19 protein-coding genes and 1 other RNA gene are annotated in these 24,170 nt (G+C 72.1%); 5 read left to right on the forward strand and 15 right to left on the reverse strand.

Annotated elements, in window-relative coordinates:
• Positions 1-278 precede the first annotated feature (278 nt).
• From ACZ7OU_RS00185 to ACZ7OU_RS00235, 11 genes are all read right to left on the reverse strand, one after another.
• Complete coding sequence (locus ACZ7OU_RS00185) at positions 279-1,280, reverse strand: C40 family peptidase (protein WP_470253755.1); 1,002 nt, start codon at positions 1,278-1,280, stop codon at positions 279-281.
• Positions 1,281-1,282: 2 nt separating this feature from the next.
• Entirely contained in the window at positions 1,283-1,885 is a 603-nt protein-coding gene (locus tag ACZ7OU_RS00190; protein WP_470239082.1) for a hypothetical protein, read from the reverse strand.
• Positions 1,886-1,888: 3 nt separating this feature from the next.
• On the reverse strand, positions 1,889-3,964 hold the full coding sequence (locus tag ACZ7OU_RS00195; RefSeq protein ID WP_470253756.1) for a magnesium transporter: 2,076 nt from the start codon (positions 3,962-3,964) through the stop codon (positions 1,889-1,891).
• Between the two features lie 106 nt (positions 3,965-4,070).
• Positions 4,071-7,076: an ATP-binding protein gene (locus ACZ7OU_RS00200; RefSeq protein WP_470253757.1), complete on the reverse strand. Its 3,006-nt coding sequence runs from the start codon at positions 7,074-7,076 to the stop codon at positions 4,071-4,073.
• Positions 7,077-7,079: 3 nt separating this feature from the next.
• Complete coding sequence (locus ACZ7OU_RS00205; RefSeq protein ID WP_470239085.1) at positions 7,080-7,559, reverse strand: hypothetical protein; 480 nt, start codon at positions 7,557-7,559, stop codon at positions 7,080-7,082.
• 9 nt (positions 7,560-7,568) lie between these two features.
• Positions 7,569-7,835 (reverse strand): hypothetical protein, encoded by a 267-nt coding sequence (locus ACZ7OU_RS00210; protein WP_004562703.1) that lies wholly within the window; start codon positions 7,833-7,835, stop codon positions 7,569-7,571.
• 452 nt (positions 7,836-8,287) lie between these two features.
• Positions 8,288-9,145 (reverse strand): SCO6745 family protein, encoded by an 858-nt coding sequence (locus tag ACZ7OU_RS00215; RefSeq protein ID WP_470253758.1) that lies wholly within the window; start codon positions 9,143-9,145, stop codon positions 8,288-8,290.
• Between the two features lie 91 nt (positions 9,146-9,236).
• Positions 9,237-9,632, reverse strand: an RNA gene (rnpB, locus tag ACZ7OU_RS00220) — RNase P RNA component class A.
• Between the two features lie 430 nt (positions 9,633-10,062).
• Positions 10,063-11,313, reverse strand: coding sequence for an NAD(P)/FAD-dependent oxidoreductase (locus ACZ7OU_RS00225; protein ID WP_470253759.1), 1,251 nt, complete (start codon positions 11,311-11,313; stop codon positions 10,063-10,065).
• Positions 11,310-12,116, reverse strand: a complete 807-nt coding sequence (locus tag ACZ7OU_RS00230; protein WP_470253760.1) for a 4Fe-4S domain-containing protein — start codon at positions 12,114-12,116, stop codon at positions 11,310-11,312. Before ACZ7OU_RS00230 ends, ACZ7OU_RS00225 begins: the two co-directional genes overlap by 4 nt.
• An 8-nt stretch (positions 12,117-12,124) precedes the next feature.
• A complete protein-coding gene (locus ACZ7OU_RS00235) occupies positions 12,125-12,793 on the reverse strand; it encodes a DUF4142 domain-containing protein (protein ID WP_470253761.1) in 669 nt (222 codons plus the stop codon).
• A 237-nt stretch (positions 12,794-13,030) separates the two neighbouring features.
• On the opposite strand from ACZ7OU_RS00235, the gene ACZ7OU_RS00240 reads away from it, so the two are divergent.
• The 5 genes from ACZ7OU_RS00240 to ACZ7OU_RS00260 are packed head-to-tail and all read left to right on the forward strand — an operon-like array spanning position 13,031 to position 19,522.
• Positions 13,031-13,609: a sigma-70 family RNA polymerase sigma factor gene (locus tag ACZ7OU_RS00240; protein WP_470239090.1), complete on the forward strand. Its 579-nt coding sequence runs from the start codon at positions 13,031-13,033 to the stop codon at positions 13,607-13,609.
• Entirely contained in the window at positions 13,606-14,268 is a 663-nt protein-coding gene (locus tag ACZ7OU_RS00245) for a zf-HC2 domain-containing protein (RefSeq protein ID WP_470253762.1), read from the forward strand. The genes ACZ7OU_RS00240 and ACZ7OU_RS00245 overlap by 4 nt, the downstream gene beginning before the upstream one ends.
• Positions 14,269-14,299: 31 nt before the next feature.
• Entirely contained in the window at positions 14,300-17,089 is a 2,790-nt protein-coding gene (locus tag ACZ7OU_RS00250) for an AAA family ATPase (protein WP_470239092.1), read from the forward strand.
• Positions 17,090-17,146: 57 nt separating this feature from the next.
• The gene (gene sfnG, locus ACZ7OU_RS00255) at positions 17,147-18,259 is read left to right on the forward strand and encodes a dimethylsulfone monooxygenase SfnG (protein WP_470253763.1); all 1,113 of its coding nucleotides are present in this window, start codon (positions 17,147-17,149) and stop codon (positions 18,257-18,259) included.
• Positions 18,260-18,280: 21 nt separating this feature from the next.
• A complete protein-coding gene (locus ACZ7OU_RS00260) occupies positions 18,281-19,522 on the forward strand; it encodes an SLC13 family permease (protein ID WP_470253764.1) in 1,242 nt (413 codons plus the stop codon).
• Here ACZ7OU_RS00260 and ACZ7OU_RS00265 read toward each other — a convergent pair.
• The 4 genes from ACZ7OU_RS00265 to ACZ7OU_RS00280 all read right to left on the reverse strand — a co-directional run bounded on the left by ACZ7OU_RS00265 (position 19,506) and on the right by ACZ7OU_RS00280 (position 24,147).
• Positions 19,506-21,248 (reverse strand): hypothetical protein, encoded by a 1,743-nt coding sequence (locus ACZ7OU_RS00265; protein WP_470253765.1) that lies wholly within the window; start codon positions 21,246-21,248, stop codon positions 19,506-19,508. The genes ACZ7OU_RS00260 and ACZ7OU_RS00265 overlap by 17 nt on opposite strands.
• Positions 21,249-21,447: 199 nt before the next feature.
• Positions 21,448-22,581, reverse strand: coding sequence for a bifunctional RNase H/acid phosphatase (locus tag ACZ7OU_RS00270; protein ID WP_470253766.1), 1,134 nt, complete (start codon positions 22,579-22,581; stop codon positions 21,448-21,450).
• Positions 22,578-23,315 carry a zinc ribbon domain-containing protein gene (locus ACZ7OU_RS00275; RefSeq protein WP_470239097.1) on the reverse strand — a complete coding sequence of 246 codons (738 nt, stop codon included), beginning with the start codon at positions 23,313-23,315 and terminating at the stop codon, positions 22,578-22,580. Before ACZ7OU_RS00275 ends, ACZ7OU_RS00270 begins: the two co-directional genes overlap by 4 nt.
• A 10-nt stretch (positions 23,316-23,325) precedes the next feature.
• Positions 23,326-24,147, reverse strand: coding sequence for a Nif3-like dinuclear metal center hexameric protein (locus ACZ7OU_RS00280; RefSeq protein ID WP_470253767.1), 822 nt, complete (start codon positions 24,145-24,147; stop codon positions 23,326-23,328).
• Between the last annotated feature and the right edge of the window lie 23 nt (positions 24,148-24,170).

A 24,170-nucleotide genomic window follows, 5' to 3' on the forward strand; every position in this document is an offset into this window, starting at 1 on the left:
ACGTACCCCGCGTCGACGCCCGGGTAGCCCTGGCTCAGCTGGTCGGACAGGGGCGTGCTGGACGCGGGGCGCGCCGACTGCCGGGGTGGCTGGGGCGCGCCGAACAGCGATGCCGGGTCTTGGGGCTCGCCCGAACCGGGCTTGCCTCGCTTGCCGAATTTGCGTCCCACGTGCTCATCCTCTGCCAGTACGCGGCCACCTGCTCGTGGAAGCGCCGCGACGTCGGGTGAATCGGCCGAATCCGCCGGCCCCGTTCGGGTCAAGGGCCTCAACCCATGCTAAACGCCGGGACGGACGGCCTGCGGCACCACTTCGGCCTCGTCGAACGAGAACGCCCGTGTGTGCACCGGAACACCGGTCTGCTGCGCCTCGACGACCTTGCCGTCGCCCAGGTACATCATCACGTGGTGGATCGTGTTCGGGTTCGACGGGTCGTTGGCGAGGAACAGCAGGTCACCGGGCTGCGCCTCGCGCACCGGCAGCAGCGCGCCCGCGTGGTACTGGTCGCGCGAAACGCGCGGCAGGATGATCCCCGCCGACTCGTACGCACGCAGCATCAGGCCCGAACAGTCGTACGAATTCGGGCCCGTGGCGCCCCACACATACGGCTTGCCCTGTTCGCCCAGCGCGAAGCTGATCGCCTTCGCCGCGGCCTGGCTCGGCGGCAGCAGCTGACCCAGCCCGGTGCCGCAGGCGACGACGTCGACGACCTGGCCGACGTTCTCCACCAGCGTCGCCGCCATCGGCTCCCACTTGTGGTAGCGGTCCGGGAAGCCCGAGCGCTCGACCGCCTGCGCCGCGTCGCCCGGGCGCTTGTTCTCCCAGTCCGGGACCGCGAGCAGGACGTCGTAGAACTTGTTGACCTCGTACGTCGGGTCGGTGACCTGCGCCACCGTGCCCCAGCCCATCGACGGGCGCATCTGGAAGACGCCCAGCGAATCCCGGTCGCCGTAGGTGAGGTTGTGCAGCCCGGACTCGGTCATCCCGGCCTGGATCGCGACCTGCCACGCGCGCGGCGCCAGCGACCGCTGCTTGCCGATCGTGATGATCAGCGCGACGATCCCCTTTTGCTCGTCGTCCAGCTTCGACGCGTCGACCGTGCCGCGCTCGCCCTCGCCGGGCTGGGTCGGCCCGACCGAGGCGTCGCAGCTGGTCAGGGACACGCCCCGGGCCTGCGCCTGCTGGTTGTCCATGACCACTTTGGCGGCGACGGCGGTGACGATCAGGGCACCGATCGCGACGAACACGACCAGTCCCAGCCACAGCCCCAGCCGCCGCACGCTCAGCTCGCCTGGTCGTAGTCGGCGACGCGCCAGCCGGCGTTGGTGTTCACGACCGTGATGGCCAGCTTCGGCCCGTCGGTCGGGATCGTCAGCTGCACCGAGCTCGTGTACGACGTGCCGACGACCGGCTCACCGGTGACCTTCGTCGCCGGGATGTTCGCCGGGTCGACCGACGCCATCACCGGCAGGTACTCCTCGGTGGTGAAGGGTTTCAGCTTGGCCAGCCACTGGTCGGAGGTGATCCCGGCCGGGTGGTCGACCCACGCCGCGGCCCACTCCTTGGCGACGCGCACGGCGTCCCCGTTGGGCGCCGCCGTCGTCGGGGTGGCCAGCGGCGCGGACAGCCGCGTCGGCAGGTTCGACGTCGGCACCGGCGCCGCGACACCCGGCGGGGTCGCGGTGACGGACGTGGTGGTCGTCCCGGTGGGGGGCGACGCCTTGGCCTGCGGCTTGCCGACCACCTTCGGCAGCACGATGCCGAGCGCGGTGACCAGGATCGCCAGGAAGATCAGCGCCCCCATCAGGTGGCGGGGCGAGCGCAGCGGCCAGCCCCACAGGCGGCGGTAGACCGCGGCGCGGCCGCGGTTGGTGCGGATCGGCATCGGTCACCGCCCCATGGCTTGGTCGGTGTCCCGCTCTTCGCGGACCTCGATGCCCCGGGACGGCCGGTACAGCACGAAGACCGGCTTGCCGGCGACGACTTCGGGGTCGACGCGGCGGGGTTGCGCCCGCACACCCGGCGTCCGCGGCACGTCCTGCGGCGTGTAGTCGCTGAAGCCGGACTCGGGCGCGCGCAGGTCGGACGGCACGACGACGGGCTCGGGCTCGTCGTTCCAGCGGCGGTCGGCCACCGGCGAGGTGTCGACGCGCCGGCTTTCCTCGCCCCGCAGCGTCGGCCGGCCGCCGGCACCGACGACGACGTAGTCGCCGGGGTCGCCGTTGGCCGGGTTGTACTGGCCGAACACGGGGGAACCGGGGCGGCCGCCCGCGGGCAGCGCGCCCGCCGGACCGCCGTTGATGGCCCCCGGCCAGGCCCCGGACCAGGCTGCGGCCGGGCGGCCGGAACCGTTGTCGAGCCGCTGGGAGTTGGCGAAGATCGTGGCCTCCGGCCGGAACCGGCCGCCCCCGGCGGTGGCGCCGAGCGGACCGCGCTGCTCGCCGTCGACGACGTCGTCGGTGTCACGCACGTTCTGCCAGAACTCGTCCTGCGGCGTCGGGCCGTTGCGGTTGCGTTTGAAGCGGGAGAAGATCCCGCCCCCGGGCGACGGCACGGCGGCGCCGACCATGCTGACCGACATCTCGACCATCTGCCACAGGCGCCGCACCGGCCGCCCGACCATGAACAGCAGCACGGTGATGAGCCCGGCGAGGACCATCTGCGTGAGCATGTTCAGCGAGTTCCCGGCGTCGAAGATGGCCTGCAGCAGCAGCGCGTGCACCCCGGCGAGGACGGAGAGCACGACGAGGTTGAACGCGACGCCGCCGGCGACCTTGAGCACGCGGCGCAGGATCTCCGGGTGCAGCAGGGCGACGAGCCCGATCAGCGGCGCGGTGAGCGCGAAGAGGCGGATCAGGACCTGGGCCAAGAGGACACTCGCCTTGGCCAGGAGCTGGAAGAGCGAGTAGACGAGGGCCTGGCCGAGGGAGAGGAAGCCCGCGCCGGTGCGGCCGCCGGCCTCGCCGGTGAAGTAGCCGGTGGCGGGGCCGAGCTTCGTTGAGATGTCCTTGTAGGCGTTCTTCTTGCCGTCGATGACGGACTGGTTGCCGTCGTCGCCGTTCACCAGCTGGTTGCGGGTGAACGCCTGGGCGTCGAGCAGGGGCTTGCCGTACTGATCGGCCTGCGGTGCCGTGGGCGTGCCGAACTCCCCGCGCAGCCAGTTGTTGTAGACGATCTGCGTGTGGAGCTGGGTCGGCAGGATGTCGCGGACGATCCGGTCACCGCTTTCGTCGACGAAGCCCGCCTGGATGTTCGTGGTGGTCTGGACGATCGCTTTGTCGATCGGGTCGAAGTACCGCAACATCGCCAGTGACGACGCGGCCAGCCAGATCCCGGCCAGCGCGTAGAGCGCCCGTTTGCTGACCGCGGCCAGGTCACCCCGCCAGATGTTGCGGAACATCATGATCGAGAGGATCAGCGCTACCAGGCCGAACAGCTGGGCGTAGATGTTGTTGTAGACCTTTTCGGCGCCCGACTTCACCGCGGCGTAGATCGGGTTCAGCAGGCCGCCCTCGAGCACCGTGTAGTGCAGCGAGTTGGTGGCACCGACGATGTTCTTGCCCAGGTTGAACAGCTGGTTGCCACCCCAGGTGTCCAAAGTGGACCCGGCCGGGGTGAGGTTCAGCCCGGAGCAGTTGGTCTCGAAGGTGTTCCAGACCATGCCCGCGTAGGCGTAGTCGATGTAGGCGCTGTTCGGTTCGCCGTGGCCCTCCGGCGGGTCGATCGCGCCGACCATGCCTGCCCCCGGGCGCTCCGGGTTCGGCGCCTCACCACAGGCCGCCGCGCTCGCCGCGGGAGCCGTGGCGATCGCCTGCAAACCGAGCACCAGCATGACGGCGAACATCGTCGCCTTGCGCGACGGCGTGCGCCGGGCCGACCGCGGGCCTTCCTTGATCCGGCGCTTCAGCGCGTGCCATGCGGCGGCCAGCGTCAGCAGCACCGCCAACGTCAGCAGGGTGTTCATGCGGCACCCTCCGCGGTAGCCCGCGGGGGTACGGCCGCCCGCGAGGAACGGCAGGCCCGCCCCGCGCAGCCGGGGGCGGTGCGACTACTTCGGGTCCGGGCGGCGCTCATGCGGCGTCCCGGCCGGTGCCGCCCTTTCCACCCGTGCGGGCGTGCTGCTGCCCACCGTTGCCGTTCGGGGACACACTGCCGTTCGGGGACACTCCGCCGTTCTGGGAGACCCCGCCCTCCACTTCGCCCGTTTCGGACGCCAGCGGGTCCGGGGCCCCGAGCAGGTTCTCGTCGGCCAACCCGACCTCCAGCTCTGCCGCCAGCTCGAAGTCCTGCTCCAGCTCGATGTCGTCCTCCGGTGGGGACGCCACGAACGGCTTCTTCTCCTCCGTGTGCGGGAGGGCCAGCTCGTTGCCAGGGCGGCGGGGCGGGGATGCCGCGTCCTTCGAACCCGGCGTCGTGTCCATCACCGCGCGCAGGTGGTCCAGGTGCGGGCCCGAGAAGTCGACGCGGATGCGCTCCACTCCGCCCGCTCCGTCGCCGAAGATGAACTGGCGGGGCTCGATGTCGCGCTCCAGGCCGCGCTGCTGTGCTCCCGGGCGGCGGCCCAGGGCCGCCACCACCTGCTCGTACCCGACGCCCACCGGGACCTTCAACAGCCGCAACGCGTCGGCCTGCGCGTCGTCGTCATCCAGCCGACCCACGAACACCGAGTCGAGCAGGGTCACGAAACCCTGGATCTTCAGGAAGTCCGCCGGGATCTGGGACGACAGCAGCACGCGGACGTTCCACTTGCGCGAGTCACGCGCGAAGCGGTTCATCAGCACGCGGCCCGTGGGGACCTCGGACAGGAAGAACGCCTCGTCGATCCAGACGCCCTTGCGCATCTCCTTGGGCTTCTCGTACACCGACCGCTGGGTCAGCCACGCCGCCAGGTTCAGCATCTCGACGCCGAGGGACTCCGCGTCCGTCCAGTACTCGCGCGGGACGCCGTCCTTCGGCAGGGTCAGCCCGGCCATCGTCAGGACCGTCAGGCGGTCGTCGCGGGTTTCGGCGTACGGGTCCGCGTCCGTCTCCGGGATCAGCAGCGCCATCCGCTCGCGCATCTCGTCGAGGAAGTCCGCGACCACCCCGGCGTGCTCGTGGTGTTCCGAAGAATCCCGCCTGAGCGCATCGATTACCTGACCCGGGTCCGCGTCGAACCGGCCGCCGACCGTGCGGACCGCGCGCAGCAGCACGATCCGGGTCTGCGCCATCCGCGAGACCTCGTACGGCAGGACACCGGTCAGGACGTCCAGCACGAGACGCCGTCGCGTCGCGCCCGCGAGGGCCTTCTCCCGGCGCCAGGAGCGCTCGGGGTCGTCCTCGTCCATGAAGTGCTCGATCAGCGGCTCGGCGACCACCCGGTACGGGTTCAGGATGCCGGGCTGGGCGTTGAGCAGGTTGATCGGCCGCGCGTACGGGCGCAGCTCCGGCAGGTCGCACAGCCGCGACAGCGGGCCGGACGGGTCGAGGATCGTCCAGCTCGCCCCGGCCCGCAGCGTCTTGTAGACGATGCCGCCGCCGAGGAACGACTTGCCGGCACCCAGGCCGGCGACCATCGCCGTCAGGCCCGAGCCGTCGCGGATCTCCTGGGCCATCCACGGGTCCCAGGCCACCGGGCGCCGGGTCGCCGTGCACGTCTCGCCGAGCAGGATGCCGCGGCGGTCGCCGACCTCCGCGGTCGCCGTCGGGACCGCCGAGGACGCCCAGACCACCGACCCGCGCCGCATGTACGCGGCCGAGGCCAGCGGCTCGCCGGGGATGAACTCCCTGGCCATCGCGTACTGGGCCTCGGGGTGCTCGATGGCGATCTTCGGCTTGTAGAGGTCCAGCAGCTGCTGGGCCAGGCGCAGCGCGTCGCGCTCGGTCGGGCCGGACACCGCCAGCCGCCACCACGAGCGCACGCGGGTGGCGAGCGCGGTGAAGCCCGACGTCATCTCGTCGTCGATCTCCAGCACGCGCCCGGCCTGCCGGTTGAGCGACTGCGGCGGCTCCAGCTCGTGCTCGTCGGTGTAGTGCTTGACCTGCGAGCGCACCTTGTTCATCTGGCGCTGCAGCTCGCTGGCGACCTCCTCGGGCCGCCGGACGTAGATCCGCGCCGACACCTCGACCGCCGCCGGCAGCCGGTCGGCGTGCTGGATCCACGGGTCGTCGACCTCGGGGATCTGCAGGCCGTGCATCTGCCCGACGGTGAGGATCGCCAGGTGGCGCGAGACGCCGGCGTTGGAGCCGGTGCGGCCGCGGACGGTCACCGTCGGCGCGTACGGGTCGGCGTAGTAGTCGGCGGCGTCGGTGAAGCTGGCCAGGTCCTCGGGCTCCCAGGCCGCACCGGGCACGGCGGGCATGTTCCGCGGCGCGGGCAGGCCCAGCGAGCACGAGCGGTGCATCAGCCAGGACATCTCCTCGGCGTGCACCGGGCGGCCCTCCAGCCCCGCGCTGCCGATGACCTGGTCGAGGTGCTCGACCTCGGAGTCCAGCGCCGACAGCTCGGCGTCGACGGCCTCCGGGAGGATCTTGCGCAGCACCGGCGCGGCGCGCTCGACGGCGCGGTCGACCATCCGCCGGGTCTGCACCTGGACGCCGATGTAGACCTCTTTTTCGGCCATCGAGCGGCCCATGAGCTGCTGCTGCTCGCCGATCAGGTAGTCGTCGAACGACATCGCGCCCGGGACGTCGCCGGGGCGGCCGTGCGCGTTGTAGACGTGCGCCTCGGCCCACATCCGGATCGGGTACGGCCGGTTCGTCACGCGCAGGTGCAGCCAGCGGCCCTGCAGCTCGGCGTACTGGCCGGCGATGGCCGCGACGAGGTCGCGCCGCTGCGAGTCCGAGCGGAACGACCAGCGCTGCGGAGCCAGCCGGTACCAGGCGTAGACCTCGTAGCCGGTGCGGACCAGGTGCCCGTCGATGCTGCGCACCGCGATCGAGGGGGTGTACGCGGGGATCGCCTGCTCGCCGGTCAGGCGACGGCCGTTGCCGCCGCCCGAGCCGTTCCGCGCCGCGCGGACCTGCTCGGGCGGTTGCCACGCGCCCGAGTGTGCGTCCCGACCCCGTTTTCCTCGGCTACCGCCGCGACCGAACAACGACTACCTCCCGGCCCGAGCCGTGTTGCCGCGGCTCCGGCGCGCTCGTGGTGATCCCTGGACCACAGCACCCGGCGGCCCGCCGTGGTGCTGGTACTGCCGTTTTCGGCGGTGCTTCGGCAACGGGCGCTCGGCCCGTACCCGGACGCGGCTGGCGCTGACCGCGCCACCGGTGCCCGTGGTCACCTCACGGGGGGTGTTGAGCTCGCGCCCGGCCATCGAGACCACGGTGCCCAGCGGGCGCTCGTGGCTGATCTTGGCCGTCAGCAGCCGGGTGATCACGATGGTCGCGATGAACGCCCACGCCGTCGAGAAGAACCCGAAGCTCCACCCCGCCCAGCGTTCGACGCCGAGCACGACGAAGAACGCCGGGATGCCGATGAGCCACGCCACGTAGCGCGCTCTCCAGGGAAAAGTCGCTTTCGGCGGGCCGAGCCACACGGCGTCGACCCGGTAGACCTCGTCATCAGTCCTGATCCGCACGCCGCCGCCTCAGCCGGTGAACAGGCCGGCGATCCACTGGCCCACGTTCACGCCCGCGCCGCTGACCGCGAGACCGATGATGGCGAGCGCGATGACCACGCCGGCGAGCCGGCGCATGACACCGGCGTTGTCGCCCTTGCCGCCGCCCAGCCAGAGAAGCAGTAGGGCAACGGCCAGCAGCACCAGGGGGATGACGTTGTCGAGCAGCCACTGGCGCACGTTTCCCGTGCCCAGCTCGCCGGCGGCCAGCGTGTCGAGGGTGGTCAAGGTCATCATCGCGTTACTCCCGGTGCGCGGTGGGGCCCGCGCGGCTCTGGCTCAGGCGGTGCTTCGAACAACATCATGGGGGCTACGAGGGGTAGTGGTCAAAGCGCGCTGCGTAGGGGACGGCTGCCTTGTCAACCGCTGTGGCGCGCACGGCGCACGAAAACTCCACGCCACCATCATCGCGGCAAGGGCCCTCGGGTTAAAGCCCGGGCACCCATACTTCTCAGTGTGCTGACGAACTCACCCCATTGCTCGGGATTTGCTCACTGTGGGTATTGGTGCTGTCGCCGTTGTGCGGCCTGGGACAGTGTGACATGACCCGAACGGCCCCGTCGCGCGAGTCCGCTGTGTGACCACCCTCCGCCGGTCCGCGCCCATGTCGATCTTGACGGTCTTCCGCCGTCCGTCACAGGGCGCTCAGGACCTCACACCATTTTCACTACATAGCGTGATCTTGGTCCTCAGGAGCGGGTCTGGGCGAAAACGCCCTTCGGGAACGCACCGGCGGCAACCACGCGGCGGGTGAGGTCCCGGCCGAGCTCCTCCAGCCGGGCCAGCTTCGCCGCCCCGAGGTGGTCCCACGGCGCCTTCGCGGCGGCCTCGGTCGCGACCTCGACGCGGTCACGCACCGCGACGCCCTCGTCGGTGAGTGCGCCTTCGCCGTCGAGGATCCCGCGGTCGCGCAGGCGCTCGCCGGCGGCGGTCCATTGCTCGTCGCTCCAGCCGCGCGTCAGCTTGGCCGCGTCGACGGTGAACCCGGCGCCGGTCGCGACGTGGGTGACGAGCGCTTCCACGCCGCTCAGGCCGTTGAGGAGGAGGGCGGCGATGTGGCCGTCGCCGCGGTGCTCGCGCAGCAGCGTGATGGCGTGCCAGAGGGCGAGGTGCGGCGGCTCGGGCCAGTCCAGCCCGGCGTGCGCGGCGTAGAGGGGACGTCCTTCGGTGGTGCACCCGGCGGTGGCTTCGCGGGCGAGCTCGGCGGCCTCGACGACCTGGTCGCTCTTGAGCTCGCCTTCGCCGAGGAGCCGGGTCAGGGCCCGGTCGACGCCTTCGAGCCGGGCTTCGAGGACCTGCTCCGGCGTCGCGAGGGTCCAGGCGCGCGGGATCACGCGGGCGACGACCTCGGGGTTGAAGTTGTAGAAGGTGGCGGCGACGACCTCGGGCCCGACCGCGCCCATCGCGGCCGAGCGGCCGGCGAAGTAGGGCATCCGCCCCGGTCGCAGCCCGATGCCGGTGAGGGCCGCGTCCACTTCGGGCGCGAAGTACGCCAGAGCGTGCAAGGAATCGAAGGCCGACTTGAACCGCTTCTCGTCACCCGCCATAGCGGCACCCTACTACCGAGTAACCACGCGGGACAGGCTGAAAGGCACCTTCCTCGCATGAGTCGAGAGGAAGGTGCCTTCGGGAGTGAGGCGGACGAGCCGGCATGTAAGCCGGATCCTGTTCCCGGGTCGCCTCGCGGCTCACCGGGCGGCGGCCATCCATCTCGGCCTGCCGTCGCCGGCAGGCTCCAGCGGCCTACCCGCAGACTCGGACGGGCCGTCCTCGAACGCCTGCGCAGGAGCTCGCGCTCCCTCTTGGCCTTGCTCCGGGTGGGGTTTACCCAGCCGTCCCGGTCACCCGGGACGCTGGTGGTCTCTTACACCACCGTTTCACCCTTACCCCGGCCCTCGCGGGCCGTGGCGGTCTGTTTTCTGTGGCACTTTCCCGCGGGTCACCCCGGGTTGCCGTTAGCAACCACCCTGCCCTGTGGAGTCCGGACTTTCCTCGGACCGGGTCACCCCGGCTCGCGACCGCCCTGCCAGCTCGTCCGCGGAGAAGATGGTAGCCCAGCGCCCGGCCACCGCCCGGCCGGGCGACCCCGCTTCGGCGCTCCGCGGCTTCGGGCACCTCTGCCGGCGCCGCCTGCTGGGTCGCGGCCGCTCCTCAAGACCCAACCGCCGCGCGACCCCGCCGAGACGCGACCTGCGGCGGGCGCTCCACGGCTCCGGGCACCCCGGCCGGGAGCGATGCGCCGCACCGGCGGCCAGGGCGCCGACCGCCCGCCGGGCCGCAGCCGACCCTCAGCACCCGGCCGCCCTGCCGGCTCGTCCGCCGAGCAGCTGGCAGCCGGCGGCCGCGCGGCCGTGGTGGCGGCCGGGCAACCCCGCCGAGGCGCGACCTGCAACGCTCCACGGCTCCGGGCACCTCGCCCGGGAGCGAAGCGCCGCACCAGTGGCCCTCGGTACCCGGCCGACCCTCAGTACCCGGCCGCCGCGCGGCTGTGGGGACGAGGACGCTCCGGTTCCGGGGGCCGCTGCGGTGGGACGATCGACGGCGCCGGGTGCTGGCGGGCCAGCTCGGCCGTCCAGTGCAGCACCGCGGCCGGACTGTCGAGGCCGATGAGCCCGACCAGCCTGCCGCCCGAGACGAAGCCCGTGATCGGCCTGGTGCCGGGCACCGGGGACTCCAGGAGCACCGTGTCGCTCCCGAGCATCGGCCGGCCGGCTACCTGGATGCGGACGCCGTGCTGTTCGGACCAGTAGCGCGGCACCGGGGTGTACGCCGGCGAGCCCGACGGCCCGGCCAGGAGGTTCTCGGCCGCCGCGCGGCTCATCTCCACCGCGTTGAGCCAGTGTTCGTCGCGCCTCGGTGTGGCGTCGTAGCGGAGGTTGGGCCAGCGGGCGACGTCGCCCGCCGCGACGATCGTGTCGGAGCCCACGACGTGGCAGGTGGGTCCGCAGACGACGCCGTCGTCGAGGGGCAGCTTCGCGCCGCGCAGCCAGGACACCGCGGGCACGCTCCCGACGGCGACCACGACGCAGGCGACGTCGATGGCGCGGCCGTCGGCGAACTCCAGGCCGACCGACGTGGTCCCCGGGTGCCAGCGGCGGATGGTGGTCCCGAGCTCCAGCCGGACGCCGCGGGCGGTGTGCAGCGCCGTGAGCCAGTCGCCGATGTCGGGGCCGAGCACGTCGGCCAGCAGTCCCCGCGACCGGCCGATGAGGACGACGTCACGATCCATCTCACGCAGGCTCGAAGCGACTTCGCAGCCGATGAAGCCGTCGCCGATGACGGCCACCGGGCCGGAGCTGGTGGCGAGCGCGCGCTGGAGGGCCGTGGTGTCGGACAGGGTCCGGACGACGACGACCCGCGGGTGGCCGTGCGGCGCGCCGGGCATCCGGCGGGGTTCGACGCCGGTCGCGATGATCAGGCCGTCGTAGCGGAGCTCCTCGTCGCGGAGGTGGACGATCTGCCGGTTCGGCGACAGCGCCGTGACCGGCGTGTCGAAGTACCACTCGGCGTCGACTTCCAGGGGGTCGGCGAGCAGGGTCTGGGCCCGGCTGACCGCGCCCGTGAGCAGGCTCTTGGACAGCGCCGGGCGGTGGTAGGCGATGTCGGGCTCGGCGCCGAGGACGATGACTTCGCCGTCGAATCCGAGCTCGCGGAGCCGTTCGGCGGCGCGCAGGCCGGCGAGACCGGCTCCGGCGATGACGATGCGTTCGCTCACGAGGTGGCTCCCAACAGGTGGATGGCTCGCATGGGACAGGCGCGCGCGGCCGCGCGGACGTTCGGCGTTTCCCCGGCTCCCGGCCGTTTCTCGTACTCGAGCTGCCCGTCGTGGCCGAGCTGGAAGACCCCGGGCGCCTCGGACTGGCAGACGCCGTAGGAGTGGCAGCGGTGGCTGTCGACGTCGACCCGCAGCGAGGCGATCTCGGGTTCGTCGGGCACGGGTTCGACCAGCCCGGCCCGGACGAGCGCCGACGCGGGCAGCACCCGCAGGACGGACAGGATCACCGGCGGCACGAGCAGCGTGATCCCGGCGAGCCAGACGACCGACAGGTGCCCGCTCGAGATCGCGCCGAGCCAGGCGTGCCCGGCGAGCAGCCCGATGGCGAGGTAGCCGGCCTGGTGAAAGCGGAGCCAGCGGCCTTCGCGCGCGCCGCGGCGCAGGCCCGCGGTGATCGACACGGCGATGACGAGCTCGAGGCCCGCGATGCCGAGCGCGTGCCGCGGGGTGCCGTCGTAGAACGGGAGCAGCAGGTCGGCGACGCCGAACGGGTCGTCCTCGAGGAAGAGGAACGTCAGCCCGTGCAGGGTGCCGGTGGCGAGGGTGAACGCGGCGAGCAGCACGTGGCCGGTGCGCAGCGCGTCCTGGCCGCTGAACCGGCGGACCCAGCCGGTGGCGGCCAGCACGCCCCAGCACAGCGTCAGGCACATGCAGAGGTAGGTGAGGCGGCCGGACAGCGCGGCGGCCTCGGCGATCCCGGTGTCGTGCGGTGACACAGGGAGCAGCGCGGCGGACGGGGACATGGGCGGGCTTACCTCCGGGTGCGCGGCTGGGTCCTGCCGGGGGTTCCGAGCAGGCGGAGCAGGCCGAACGTGGCGACGGCGGCGAACGCCACGAAAACGGCTCCGAAAGCGAGGTCCGCGCCGCCGAGGGTGTCGTCCTCGGTGGCGGAGACGAGCAGGGACGTGGTCTCGGCGAGCCCGGTGCTCTCCAGCAGCGTCAGGTGGCCGAGCGCGGTGTCGACGGCGGTCTGGGCGAACGCGCGGACGTCGTCGTCGCGGGTGCCGGCGCGGACGTCGGAGGCGAGCCCGAAGAGGGAGCCGTACTCGGCGCGCAGGCGGTTGACGTAGGCGTGGTCGAACGCGTCGCCGGAGTCCCCGGAGAGCTCGTCGGCCCAGCCGCGCTCCTGTGCGGTGGGCGCGGCGGGGAGGGTGATGGCGAGCCGGTCGGCGACCGCGCGCAGGGCGACGTCGAGGCGGGCCTGGTCGTCGGCGATGCGGACGGCGACCGCGCGCACGCGGCGGTTGGTGGCGCGGTCGGCGGCGAGCCTGCTCGCCGGCGTAGCCCACAGCGTGTGCTGCTTCAGGCGCGCCAGCAGGGTGCGGTCGGTCTGCTGCAGCTCGCCGGCGGACGCGGGCAAAGCACAGCCGAGCACGAGCGCGGTCGTGGCGGCCAACAAGGCCACGAATCGGAACGGCATCCCCGTTGTCCCTTCGCGAAGAACGTCTCAACGGGGGTTACGGAAGAACGGCGTTCACCGGTTCTCGCCGTCACCTTTTAGTGACTGTGACGTACATCACAAGACACAATTTGAACCCTCCGTCGCCGGCGCCACGCCTAATGGGGCACGAAAACTAATGCATATGGCCTATTAAGTGTTTTTGCGCTACGCTCCGATGGCCCAACGGTCCGCCAGTCAGGTGAGGTTGCGAGCTTTATGGAAGCACCGGGCAGAGAACGTCTCGGCCACGCCGGCCACACCTCGTCCGCGACCGCGGTGCGAGCGCGTCCCGACACGGGAGACGACCTCGTCCCGCTGCTGTACAAGGACTTCCGCGCCACCCTGTTTTCGCAGGTACTGGCCCTGACCAACCATGATCGGCAGTGGACCGAAGACGTCGTGCAGGAGACCATGATCCGCGCGTGGCAGCACGCCGGCACGCTCGAACGCGAGCCCGGAATGCTGCGCGGCTGGCTGCTCACGGTGGCGCGCCGGATCGTCATCGACGGCTGGCGAAATCGCCGGGTCCGCCCGCAGGAGGTCGCTCTGGAGATCCCGGAAAACGCCGAGTCCACCGATCGCGCGGACAGTTCGTTAGCCGCACTAACGATTAGCCGGGCATTGTCGGAACTGGACGAGAAATATCAGTCCGTCATCACCGAGACATATCTCGTCGGAAACACCGTCCGGCAGGCGGCGACAAATCTGGGAATTCCCGAGGGAACCGTCAAATCGCGGTTGTACACGGCGATGCGGCAATTGCGTAAGGCGCTCGGGGAAATGGCGGTGCGATGAGGGCGAAGCACCGCGACACCGCGGCCTACGAGCTCGGTGTCCTGGACGACCCGGAAGAGTTCGAAACGCACCTGGACGGCTGTCCCCGGTGCCGGGATCTGCTCACCGGGTTCCACCCGGTGTCCGCGGCACTGGCCGAGGCGGCCCGGCTCGGCTACCTGCCGGGCGGCGGTCCCCCTCGCGGCGAGCCGCCGGGCTCCGGTGGCTTGGCCGGCGCCGGCTTCCCGGGCTCCGGTGGCTTGGCCGGCGCCGGCTTCCCGGGCTCCGGTGGCTTGGCCGGCGCCGGCTTCCCGGGCTCCAGTGGCTTGGCCGGCACCGGCGCCCCGGGCGGCGGCTTCCCGGGCTCCGGCAGCCCGACCGATCAGGTGTCCCCCGCGGCCGGCGACCCGGCGGCCGGTGACGCCGCTCGGCTCGACGTCAACTACCCGCCACCGAGCGATGGCGCGGCCCGGCGCCGGAAGCCCCGCGTGTTCTCGCGCCGGCGGGGGATGGCCGCCGGCGCGCTCCTGCTGGGCGTGGCCGTGCTGGTCGTCTGGGCCCGGCCGACCTCCGCGAGGACCTGGTTCGCATCCGCTGCGTCCATCGTCTCCCCTGCTCAGGTTGTGGCCGGTACCGGCCATGACCTGCGGGATCTCCCGTGGTCAGCCGGTTTCCAGTAGTCTGCCCCAACCCAACATGAAAGTCCTTACGGTGGATACCGAAGTAAATTCCGAGCATCCCCCCAGCGGGGCTTCGGTACCGAAGCGCCCCGCCCCGCGGCTCCCCGGCCGCGAACCCGAGCTCAGCCGCCTGACCAGCCTGTTCCCCGTCGCGCTCGGGGGCACGGCCGCGAGCGCGGTCCTCGTCGGCGAGTTCGGCATGGGCAAGAGCGCCACGCTCCGCACCACCGCCGCGCTCGCCGCGGACGCCGGCTTCACCGTCGCGGTCGCCACCGGGTCGCGGCTGGAGAGCCACCTACCCGGCGGGCTCGCCCGCCAGCTGGCCGACGTGCTGGACCCCGGCTCGGCGCAGCTGCCCGCCGAGTGCGGCCCGGCCGGCGAGGGCGAAGCACTGGACCGCTTCTTCCGGATCATCCGGGAAGCGACCGAGCGCGGCCCGCTCTTCCTCGGCATCGACAACGTGCACCTCGCCGACGCCTGGTCGATGCGCTGCCTCGCCTACATCCGGCACCGCGTGCTCGACCTGCCGGTGTTGATCATACTCACGTCCCTGATCGGCCACCCGCCGCACCGCGAGGTGGCGCTGCTGGAGATGGCGGGCTGCACGCCCGCGACGATCACCCTGAACGGCCTCGGCGACGCGGGCGCGGCGGAGATCCTCGGGCTCGCCCCGGGTGAGCTCGCCACGGCCTGCCGCGAGGCGACCGGCGGCAATCCTTACCTGCTGCAGGCGCTGCGGCCGCGGCTGCTGCCCGGCGCGGACCCGCACGAGCTCGGCTCGTCGCTGATCGGGCAGGTGCTCCACACGCGGATGAAGGAGTTCCCGGACGCGCCGGCGATCCTGCACGCGGCCGCGATCCTCGGCGAGGACGCCGGCTTCGACCTGCTGGCCCAGCTCGCGGGTGTCGACGAGCTCGACGCGCTGCAGGCGATCGACACGATGGTCCGGCTGCACGTGCTGAACAACAGCAACGCACCGACGCTGACCTACCCGTTCGTCCGCAACTCCGTGCTGCGGGACATGCCGAAGACGACGCGGGCGGTCAACCACGCGCGGGCGGCGAAGCTGCTGTCGGAGACCGGCGCGCCGGCGGAGCGCGTCGCCGCGCACCTGCTCGACGCGACGTCGATCCGGATCCCGTGGGGCGTGGACGTCCTGCGGCTGAGCGCGCGCAACGCCGTGTTCTCCGGCCGTCCCGAGCTGGGCGCGCGGTACCTGCGGCGCGCGCTGGAGGAGCGCCTGACGTCGGGGCGCCGGGTGGCCGTGCTGCTGCAGCTGGCCCACGCGGAGTTCCAGGTCGACCCGCCCGCCGCGGCGCAGCGGGTGCGGGAGGCCGTCGACACCATCGGCAACCGCGACACGGCCGCGTTCATCGCATCGGCGATGCTGCTGTCGCTCTGCGGCGGCCAGGACGCGCGGCTCGCGATCAGCGCGGCCGGCCAGATCGCCGCCCGGCTCGACGCCGGCGGCCCGGACGCCGTGTGGCCGCTGCTGTGCATGACCTACCTCGCCGAGGCCGGCAGCCGGCTCGGCCCGCCGCCGGAGTTCCGCGACTTCGAGGAGCAGTGGGCGCCGCCGACCGACCCGGCCGCGCAGCGCAGCCGGTCGGCACTGCTGGCGCTGGACGCCGTCCGCAACGGCGAGTCGGCGCCGGAGGCCGTCAAGCACTTCGCGGACGCCTTGAGCCTCACCGCTTCGCCCCCGTCCGGCGAAGGCGAGCTGTTCGAGCAGCACTACTTCTTCACCCTCGCCACGGCGGTGCTCGCGGACGAGCCGGTGCACGTCGACCGGCTGTGCCGCGTCCTGGACGTCGAGCGCGAGCCGTGGGACGTACACGTGCCGCACGGCGCGCTGCCCACCCTGGCCCGCGGGATCGCGCTGCAGGCCAGCGGCGACCTGCAGCGGGCGAGCGTGCACTTCGAGTCGCTGCTGCGCCGCTTCGACGAGCGCGGCGGGACGACGACGTGCCCGGTCGGCGTGCTGTGCGCGGCGAAGCTCGTCGAATGCTGGGTGGACCTGGGCCGGTTCGAGGCGGCGACGTCGTTGCTGGACCGGATGGACTTCGTCGCGAGCCAGGGCCTGTTCACCCACACCTACCTCCTGTACGCGCGCGGCCGCCTGCGCGTCGCGACCGGGTACACGCGCTTCGGGTTCGAGGACCTGCTCAGCTGCGGACGCCGGCTCGCGCACCACGGCATGCGGTTCCCGGGTTTCGTGCCGTGGCGCGCGCACGCCGCGCGGGCGGCGCTGGCGCTGGGCCAGGCCGACGACGCGGCCCGGCTGGCCGAGGAGGACATGACCGCCTCGACTCGCTGGGGCGCGGCGCGGCCGCTGGGCACGGCGCTGACGACGCTCGGGCTCGTGCGCGAGGACGACGAAGCCGAGCGGGCGCTGAACAAGGCGATCACGACGCTTCGCTCGTCCCCGGCCCGCCTCCAGCTGGCGACGGCGCTGACCGAGCTCGGCTCGCTGCAGGCGCGCCACGGTCAGTCCGAAAAGGCCATCGAGACGCTGCGGCAGGCCGTCGAGCTGAGCGAGCACTGCGGCGCGCGTCCGCTCGCCCGGCGCGCGGCGGAAGAGCTGCGTTCGGCGCGGCGGGCGCTGACGCCGGCCAAGGACAACGAGCACGGCCTGACGCGGCAGGAGAACCGCATCGCCGTCATGGCCGCGCAGGGGCTGACGAACCGCGAGATCGCGACCGCGCTGCACCTCACGCGGCGGACGGTGGAGCTGCACCTGTCCGGCGCGTACCGCAAGCTCGGCATCCCCGGCCGCGCGGAACTCGGTGGCGCACTGGCGAAGTCGCAGCGCGGCGGGTGACTTCCCACCGCGTGGACGCGCGTTGACCGTCTCGTGCGTCGTTGCTCTACTCGGGCCATGTCGCTCGAAGAGCCGTTGAAATTCGCCTACTGGGTCCCGAACGTGAGCGGTGGCCTCGTCACGTCCGACATCGAACAGCGGACGGACTGGGGCTACGAGTACAACCGCGATCTCGCTGTGCTGGCCGAGAACAGCGGGTTCGAGTACGCGCTTTCGCAGGTGCGGTACACCGCCAGCTACGGCGCCTCCTACCAGCACGAGTCCACCGGGTTCAGCCTGGCGCTGCTGCTCGCGACGCAGCGGCTCAAGGTGATCGCGGCCGTCCACCCCGGACTGTGGCACCCCGGCGTGCTGGCGAAGTTCATCGCCAGCGCCGACGTCATCTCCGGTGGCCGCGCGGCGGTCAACGTCGTGAGCGGGTGGTTCAAGGGCGAGTTCACCGGCCTCGGCGAGCCGTGGCTGGAGCACGACGAGCGCTACCGGCGGTCCGAGGAGTTCATCCGCGTGCTGCGCGAGCTCTGGACGAACGACCACGCCGAGTTCCGCGGCGACTTCTACCGGATCCACGACTTCGACATCAAGCCGAAGCCGGTCGCGGCACCGCACCCGGAGATCTTCCAGGGCGGCAACTCGACGGCGGCGCGCAAGCTCGCGGGCAGCGTGTCGGACTGGTACTTCAGCAACGGCAAGGACTTCGACGGCTTCAGCGAGCAGGTCTCGGAGGTGCGCGGGTACGCCGCGTCCCACGAGCGGACCGTCCGGTTCGGACTGAACGGGTTCGTGATCGCGCGTGAGTCGGAGAGCGAAGCTCGCGCGGTTCTGAAGGAGATCGTCGCGAAGGCCAACGTCGAGGCGGTCGAGGGGTTCCGGTCGGCCGTGGCGCAGGCCGGGAAGTCCACTTCGGACGCCAAGGGCATGTGGGCCGACTCGGAGTTCGAGGACCTCGTCCAGTACAACGACGGCTTCCGCACGAAGCTGATCGGCACGCCGGAGCAGATCGCCGACCGGGCGATCGAGTACAAGAAGCGCGGGGCGAACCTCCTGCTGCTCGGGTTCCTGCACTACCTCGAGGACGTCGAGCACTTCGGCAAGCACGTGCTGCCGGTCATCCGGGCGAAGGAGCAGGACCTCGCGCGCGGCGCCGCGACCCCGGAGCCGCTGGGCGTCTGAAGGCCCGTCTAGCGTGAGCCGGTGAACTTCTGGGCAGGCGCGGGAAGCCTGATACTGCTGGCCGCCGTGCTGGTCTTCGCGATCGTGCGGCCGCGCGGCTGGCCCGAAGCGGTCGCCGCGGTGCCGGCCGCCGGGCTCGCGCTGCTGCTGGGGCTCGTGCGCCCGGAGGCGGCCGGGCAGCGCGCCGTCGAGATCCTCCCGACGCTGGGCTTTCTGGCCGCGATCCTGCTTTTGTCCTTTTTGGCCAGTGTGGACGGCGTGTTCACCTGGCTCGGCAACCGCCTGGCCGAGGCCTGCCACGGCAAGCCGCGGCGGCTGCTGGTCCTCACCTTCGCCGCGGCGTCCGGGGTGACGGCGATCCTCAGCCTGGACGCGACGGTCGTCCTGCTCACCCCGGTCGTCCTGGCGACGGCGACGAGCCTCCGCCTCCCGGCCCGGCCGCACGTGTACGCGTGCGCGCACCTGGCGAACTCGGCGTCGACGCTGCTGCCGGTGTCGAACCTGACGAACCTGCTGGCGTTCGGTGCGTCCGGCCTGACGTTCGCCGGGTTCACGGCGGCGATGGCGTTGCCGTGGCTGGTCACGATCGGCATCGAGCTGCTGGTGTTCCTGCGCTTCTTCGCCGCCGACCTGCGCCCGCGACCGGCGGCGGAGCCGGTGCGGCACCTGGAGACGCCCACGTTCTCCCTGGTCATCCTGGGTCTGACGCTGGCTGGTTTCGCGCTGGGCCCGCTCGGCCACGTCGAGCCGGTGTGGATCGCGGCGCTGGCGGCGCTGATCCTCGGCACCCGGGCGCTGGCGCTGGGCAAGATCAAGCCGTGGCAGCTGGTCACCGAGGCGGCGCCGCAGCTGGTCCTGTTCGTGCTGGGCCTGGCGGTGGTGGTGGAGGCGGTCTCGGAGCACCTGCTCGGCGGCCTCCTGCGCGACGTCCTGCCGACGTCGGCGGGCCTGGTCGACCTGCTGCTGGCGGCCGGAGTGGCGGCCCTGCTGGCCAACCTGGTGAACAACCTCCCGGCGACGCTGATCCTGCTGTCGGTGCTGGGCCTGCACCCGGCACCGGGGGTGCTGCTGGCAGTGCTGCTGGGCGTCAACATCGGCCCGAACGCGACGTACCTGGGCTCACTGGCGACGCTGCTGTGGCGCCGGACGTTGCCGGAACACCCGTCGGCGAAGACGTTCCACGCGCTGGGGCTCATCACAACGCCCCTGTGCCTGGTGGCGGCGACAGGGGCGTTGTGGCTCGGTCTCAGCTGGGCATCGTGATCGTCTGGCCCGGCTTCATCGTCGCGCCGCAGTCGTCCAGCGGGCCGCCGAAACGGTCCACGGCCACCTCCGGGATCGTCTTCGCCGCGTAGTCCTGGGCCGCCTTCAGCTTCGCCGGGTCGGTCACCGCGTCCTTGCGGACCCAGTCGCCGTTGCGGAGGCCCTCGATCGGGGAGCTGTAGATCAGCACGTAGTCGCGGTCCAGGCGCGGGTCCAGGGCGATCCCGTTGCCCGCGGCCCAAGGGCCCCACGAGTGGATGAACGTCGGCTTCACCGTGTCGAACACGTAGTCGCGCAGGCCGGCGAGGTCGTTGTCGTGGACCAGGTCGGCGATCGGCTTGTTGACCAGGCCCGCCATGTCGACCAGCTCGAGCCGGCTGGTCATCGACGACCCGCCGAGGTCCGGCAGCAGCAGGGACGCCTTCTGGATGCCCAGGATGTCCGCGTACGTGTTGAACCCGCGGCCGAAGCGGTCGGCCACCAGGCACGCCGTGATGTTCGGGTTCTTCGCGAACTTGTCCGCGGCCTGCGCGAACCCGATCGCCGACGGGACGAACGCGCCCACCAGCACCACGACGATCCCGATCCGCAGCAGCGCCCGGCGGTGCTTGAGCAGCTCGCCCGCCGACAGCGTGCCCGCGATGACCGCCAGCGGCCAGATCGGGCTGGCGAACCGGTGCTGGTACATCCAGTCGGCGACCATCACGCCGTACGCGACGATCCCCAGCGCCAGCGGCACCAGCAGCGCGATCAGCGGACGCCGCCACGGGGCCTTGACCAGCGCGAACACGATCACGAGCAGCAGCAGGACGACGCCGGCCCAGCCCGCGTAGCCGGCCAGCTCGAAAGGCCGCTTCAGCGCGTCGAAGCCGGGCAGGCCCTGCTGCTTGGCCACCGACGGGTTGGCCAGCAGGCGCCCGAACTCCGAGTACCGCCAGACGACGTACCCGCCGAACGGGACGGCGAACGCCGCCACCGACAGCAGCGCCAGGCGGAAGCTCTTCCAGAACAGGCCGCCGCGCAGCAGGAACAGCGCCGCCAGCGGGTACGCGCCCGCGTAGATCAGGCCTTCCGGCCGGGTCAGCGCGGCGAACGCGACCATGACGCCCGCCCAGATCGCGACCTTCGGCGTCAGGAGACGGTCGTTGCGGACCGCGACGAACAGCGTCACGGCCAGCGTGACGACCACGAACGCGAACAGCGAGTTCTCCAGGCCCGACACGACCCAGATGACGAACGACGGGATCGTCGCCAGCGTCAGGCCGGCGACCAGCGTGGCCAGCCAGGCGAAGCGCGGGAAGATCTGCTTCGCGGCGATGTAGCCCGCCGTCAGGATGCCGCCCGTGAACAGCAGCCCCAGGGCCTTGGGGAACAGCACGTAGTCCGGGAGGCCGAACAGCATGCCGTGGTCGAAGAGGCCGACGAGCTTGCCGACGCCGAGCAGCACCATCCACGTCGGGTCGGAGAAGCCCTCGACCGGCGGGGCGCCCGGCTGCAGCACCGGGCCGAGGCCGTCGGCGAAGCTGCGGGCGTAGGAGAACGTGATGGCGGCGTCGTCGACGATCCAGTGGCCGTAGCGGGCGGCGTGGACGGCCACCGCCGCGACGCCGGCGAGCACGGCCAGCACCGGCGCCAGCCGCGAGCCCCAGCTCCGCGTGGTCGTCGCGGGTGCCGGGTCCTCGGGGACGTCGCTCGGGGAGGTCTCGGTGAGTGCGCTAGCCGTCATGTCCTCGTCACTGTTCCGCCCGCAGGCCTCTGCCGGTGGGATGCGCACGAGCTGGCGCCCCATGAAGTGGACCCGAGGCCGGGCCCACCGCCGCGGCGTCGCGGTCGAGACACTGTAGCCAATACCCCATCCGGGGTCCGCCACGCGTCGGCATTGAGCGTGATCCGTCCCACATTTCCCTCGTCAGCTCGGTGGCCGGTCAGGTCAGGTGCGACGTGTCGTTGACCAGCCGGACCGAAGCGTTCCCGTCGGGGTAGAACTCGACGATCGACAGCGACGCCAGGTCCAGGTGCAGCCGGAACAGCAGCTGCGGGCCGGCGTCGAGGCCCATCCGCAGCAGCGTCTTGATCGGCGTCACGTGGCTGACCAGCACCAGCGTCTTGCCCCCGTGCTCGGCGATGAGCTCGTCGCGGGCCTTGCGGACGCGCCGGTGGACGACGTCGAAGCTCTCCCCGGCGGGCGGCGGCACCGAGCTGTCGCCCAGCCAGGATGAGTGGAGCTCGGGGTCGCGGTCGGCCGCTTCGGCGAAGGTCAGGCCCTCCCAGTCACCGAAGTCGGTCTCGATGAGCCCGGGGTGGGTCTCGACGCGGCCGCCGAGCGCGTCGGCGACGGCCTGCGCGGTCTGCTTCGTGCGGGTCAGCGGCGAGGAGATGATCGGGACGGCCTCGCCACCGACGCCGCCGTCGACCAGGCCGTCCATCGCGGCCAGCCGCTTCGCCGCCGCGGCGGCCTGCGAGCGGCCCAGCTCGGTCAGCGGGACGTCGCCGCGGCCGGAGTAGCGGCGCAGCGCCGACATCTCCGTCTGGCCGTGACGCAGCAGGAGCAGCCGCGTCGGCGTGCCCTTCGCGCCGGTCCAGGCCACGGTCGCGCGGTCGGGCTTCCGGGTCGGCAGCTTCGGCGCGGGCTTCCCGGCGGCGGGCTTGCCCGTGGCCGCGTCCATGGCTTCGTTGGCCAGCCGGTCGGCGTGGGAGTTCTGCGCCCGCGGGATCCACTCGTACTTGACGCGGGCGAAGCCGGCGGCCAGCTCCTTGGCCCGCTCGGCCAGCGGCTGCATGTCCGGGTGCTTGATCTTCCAGCGCCCGGACATCTGCTCCACGACGAGCTTCGAGTCCATCCGGACGTCCACAGTGGACGCCCCGAGCTCGGCCGCGGCGGCCAGCCCGGCGATCAGGCCGTTGTACTCGGCGACGTTGTTGGTGACGACGCCGAGGCTTTCCTTGCGCTCGGCGAGGACCTCGTCGGTCGCGGCGTCCTTGACGACCGCGCCGTAGCCGGCCGGGCCGGGGTTGCCCCGCGACCCGCCGTCGGCCTCGATGACGACGTGCGAAGTCACAGACCCGACTCCATGGTCCGGACCAGCACCGCACCGCAGTTCTCGCACTGGATGACCTCGTCCTCCGGCGCGACCTTGATCTCGGCGATCGTGTTGCGGTCCATCTCCAGCTGGCACGCGCCGCAGCGGCGGGCCCGCAGCAGCGCGGCGCCGATGCCCTTGTGCTCGCGGACCCTCTCGTACAGCTTGAGCAGCGGCTCCGGGAAGCGCGGCAGCAGCTTCGCGCGGTCTTCGTCGCGGCGGGCGCGGGTGGTGTCGAGGTCCTTGAACGCCTCGTCGCGGCGGGCGACCGCGGCGGCGACCTCGGCCTCGGCCTTGTCGACCTCGGCGCCGGTGCGCTGCGCGTCCAGGCCGAGGGCCTCGCGCTGCTCCATCAGCTCCAGCAGGTCGTCCTCCAGCGCGCTCTGCCGGCGCTGCAGGGTCTGCAGCTCGTGCTCGATGTCGGTCATCTGCTTCGCGTTGACCGAGCCGCCCGCCAGGAGCTTGCGGTCGCGGTCCTCGCGGGCGCGCACCGACTCGATCTCCTTCTCCTGCCGGGCGATCTCGCGGTCGAGGTCGGAGGCGGCGGTCTCCACGGAGACGAGCGCGTCGCGGCGCTCGCGGGCCGTCTTCTCCCCCGCGTCGATCTCGGCCAGCTCGGGCAGGGTGCGACGGCGGTGCGCGGTGCGCGAGAGCTCGGCGTCCACCTTGGCGAGCTCGAGCAACTGGCGCTGCACGGCGGGTTCGGCCTTCACGGTGCTCCCTCTAGATCGATGTGCGCTCGGCGCGGACGTTCCACGGGTCGGTGCACCGCGTGGAGACGTAGGTGTCGACGTTACCCGCAAACGCCTCCGCCACGACCGCCGAGGCTTGCCCGCACCAGGGCCATTCGCTGGCCCAGTGGGTCAGCCCGACCAGCGCGGGCACGGCACCCGGGTTCGCGAGGTGCTCACCGGCGGGGTGATGCCGCAGGTCGGCGGTGACGAAGGCGTCGACGCCGGCCGCGGTGGCCTGCTTCAGGTAGGAGTCCCCGGCGCCGCCGGACACCGCGACGGTGCGGATCGGGCGGTCGGCGTCGCCGGCGCCGAGCACGCCGGGCACGGTCGCGGGGAGAGCGTCGGCGACGCGCTGGACGAACATCGCGAACGGCTCGGCTTCGGGCAGTTCGCCGAGGCGGCCGATGCCGGTGACGCCGTCTTCGTTGGGTGCCAGCGGACCGGTCACGCGCAGCCCGATCGCCCGCGCGAGAGCGTCGGAGACACCGGGGTCGGCGGAGTCGGCGTTGGTGTGCGCGCAGTGGAGGGCGATGCCTTCGCGGATCATCCGGTGCACCAGCGAGCCCTTGGCGGTGTCCGCGGGGACGCCGTGCACGCCGCGCAGCAGCAGCGGGTGGTGCGCGACGATCAGCTGCGCGCCTAGGTCGGCGGCTTCGTCGACGGTCTCGGCGACCGGGTCGACGCAGAACAGCACGCGCGTGACGGGCTCGGCGGGGTCGCCGCAGACGAGGCCGACGGCGTCCCACGACTCGGCGAGCGCGGGCGGGTAGGCCTGGTCCAGGACGGTGATGATTTCGGAAAGCGCGGGCACCGGGGGATCTTCGCATGTACGGT

It is taken from the genome of Amycolatopsis sp. NPDC114505, from assembly GCF_055633615.1.

What these genes read in the sequence shown, in the direction of transcription:
- ACZ7OU_RS00190 (WP_470239082.1), bottom strand. Translation starts at nt 1,885, where the DNA reads ATGCCGATCCGCACCAACCGCGGCCGCGCCGCGGTCTACCGCCGCCTG.
- ACZ7OU_RS00195 (WP_470253756.1), bottom strand. Translation starts at nt 3,964, where the DNA reads ATGAACACCCTGCTGACGTTGGCGGTGCTGCTGACGCTGGCCGCCGCA.
- ACZ7OU_RS00210 (WP_004562703.1), bottom strand. Translation starts at nt 7,835, where the DNA reads ATGATGACCTTGACCACCCTCGACACGCTGGCCGCCGGCGAGCTGGGC.
- ACZ7OU_RS00215 (WP_470253758.1), bottom strand. Translation starts at nt 9,145, where the DNA reads ATGGCGGGTGACGAGAAGCGGTTCAAGTCGGCCTTCGATTCCTTGCAC.
- ACZ7OU_RS00230 (WP_470253760.1), bottom strand. Translation starts at nt 12,116, where the DNA reads ATGTCCCCGTCCGCCGCGCTGCTCCCTGTGTCACCGCACGACACCGGG.
- ACZ7OU_RS00235 (WP_470253761.1), bottom strand. Translation starts at nt 12,793, where the DNA reads ATGCCGTTCCGATTCGTGGCCTTGTTGGCCGCCACGACCGCGCTCGTG.
- ACZ7OU_RS00240 (WP_470239090.1), top strand. Translation starts at nt 13,031, where the DNA reads ATGGAAGCACCGGGCAGAGAACGTCTCGGCCACGCCGGCCACACCTCG.
- ACZ7OU_RS00245 (WP_470253762.1), top strand. Translation starts at nt 13,606, where the DNA reads ATGAGGGCGAAGCACCGCGACACCGCGGCCTACGAGCTCGGTGTCCTG.
- sfnG (WP_470253763.1), top strand. Translation starts at nt 17,147, where the DNA reads ATGTCGCTCGAAGAGCCGTTGAAATTCGCCTACTGGGTCCCGAACGTG.
- ACZ7OU_RS00265 (WP_470253765.1), bottom strand. Translation starts at nt 21,248, where the DNA reads ATGACGGCTAGCGCACTCACCGAGACCTCCCCGAGCGACGTCCCCGAG.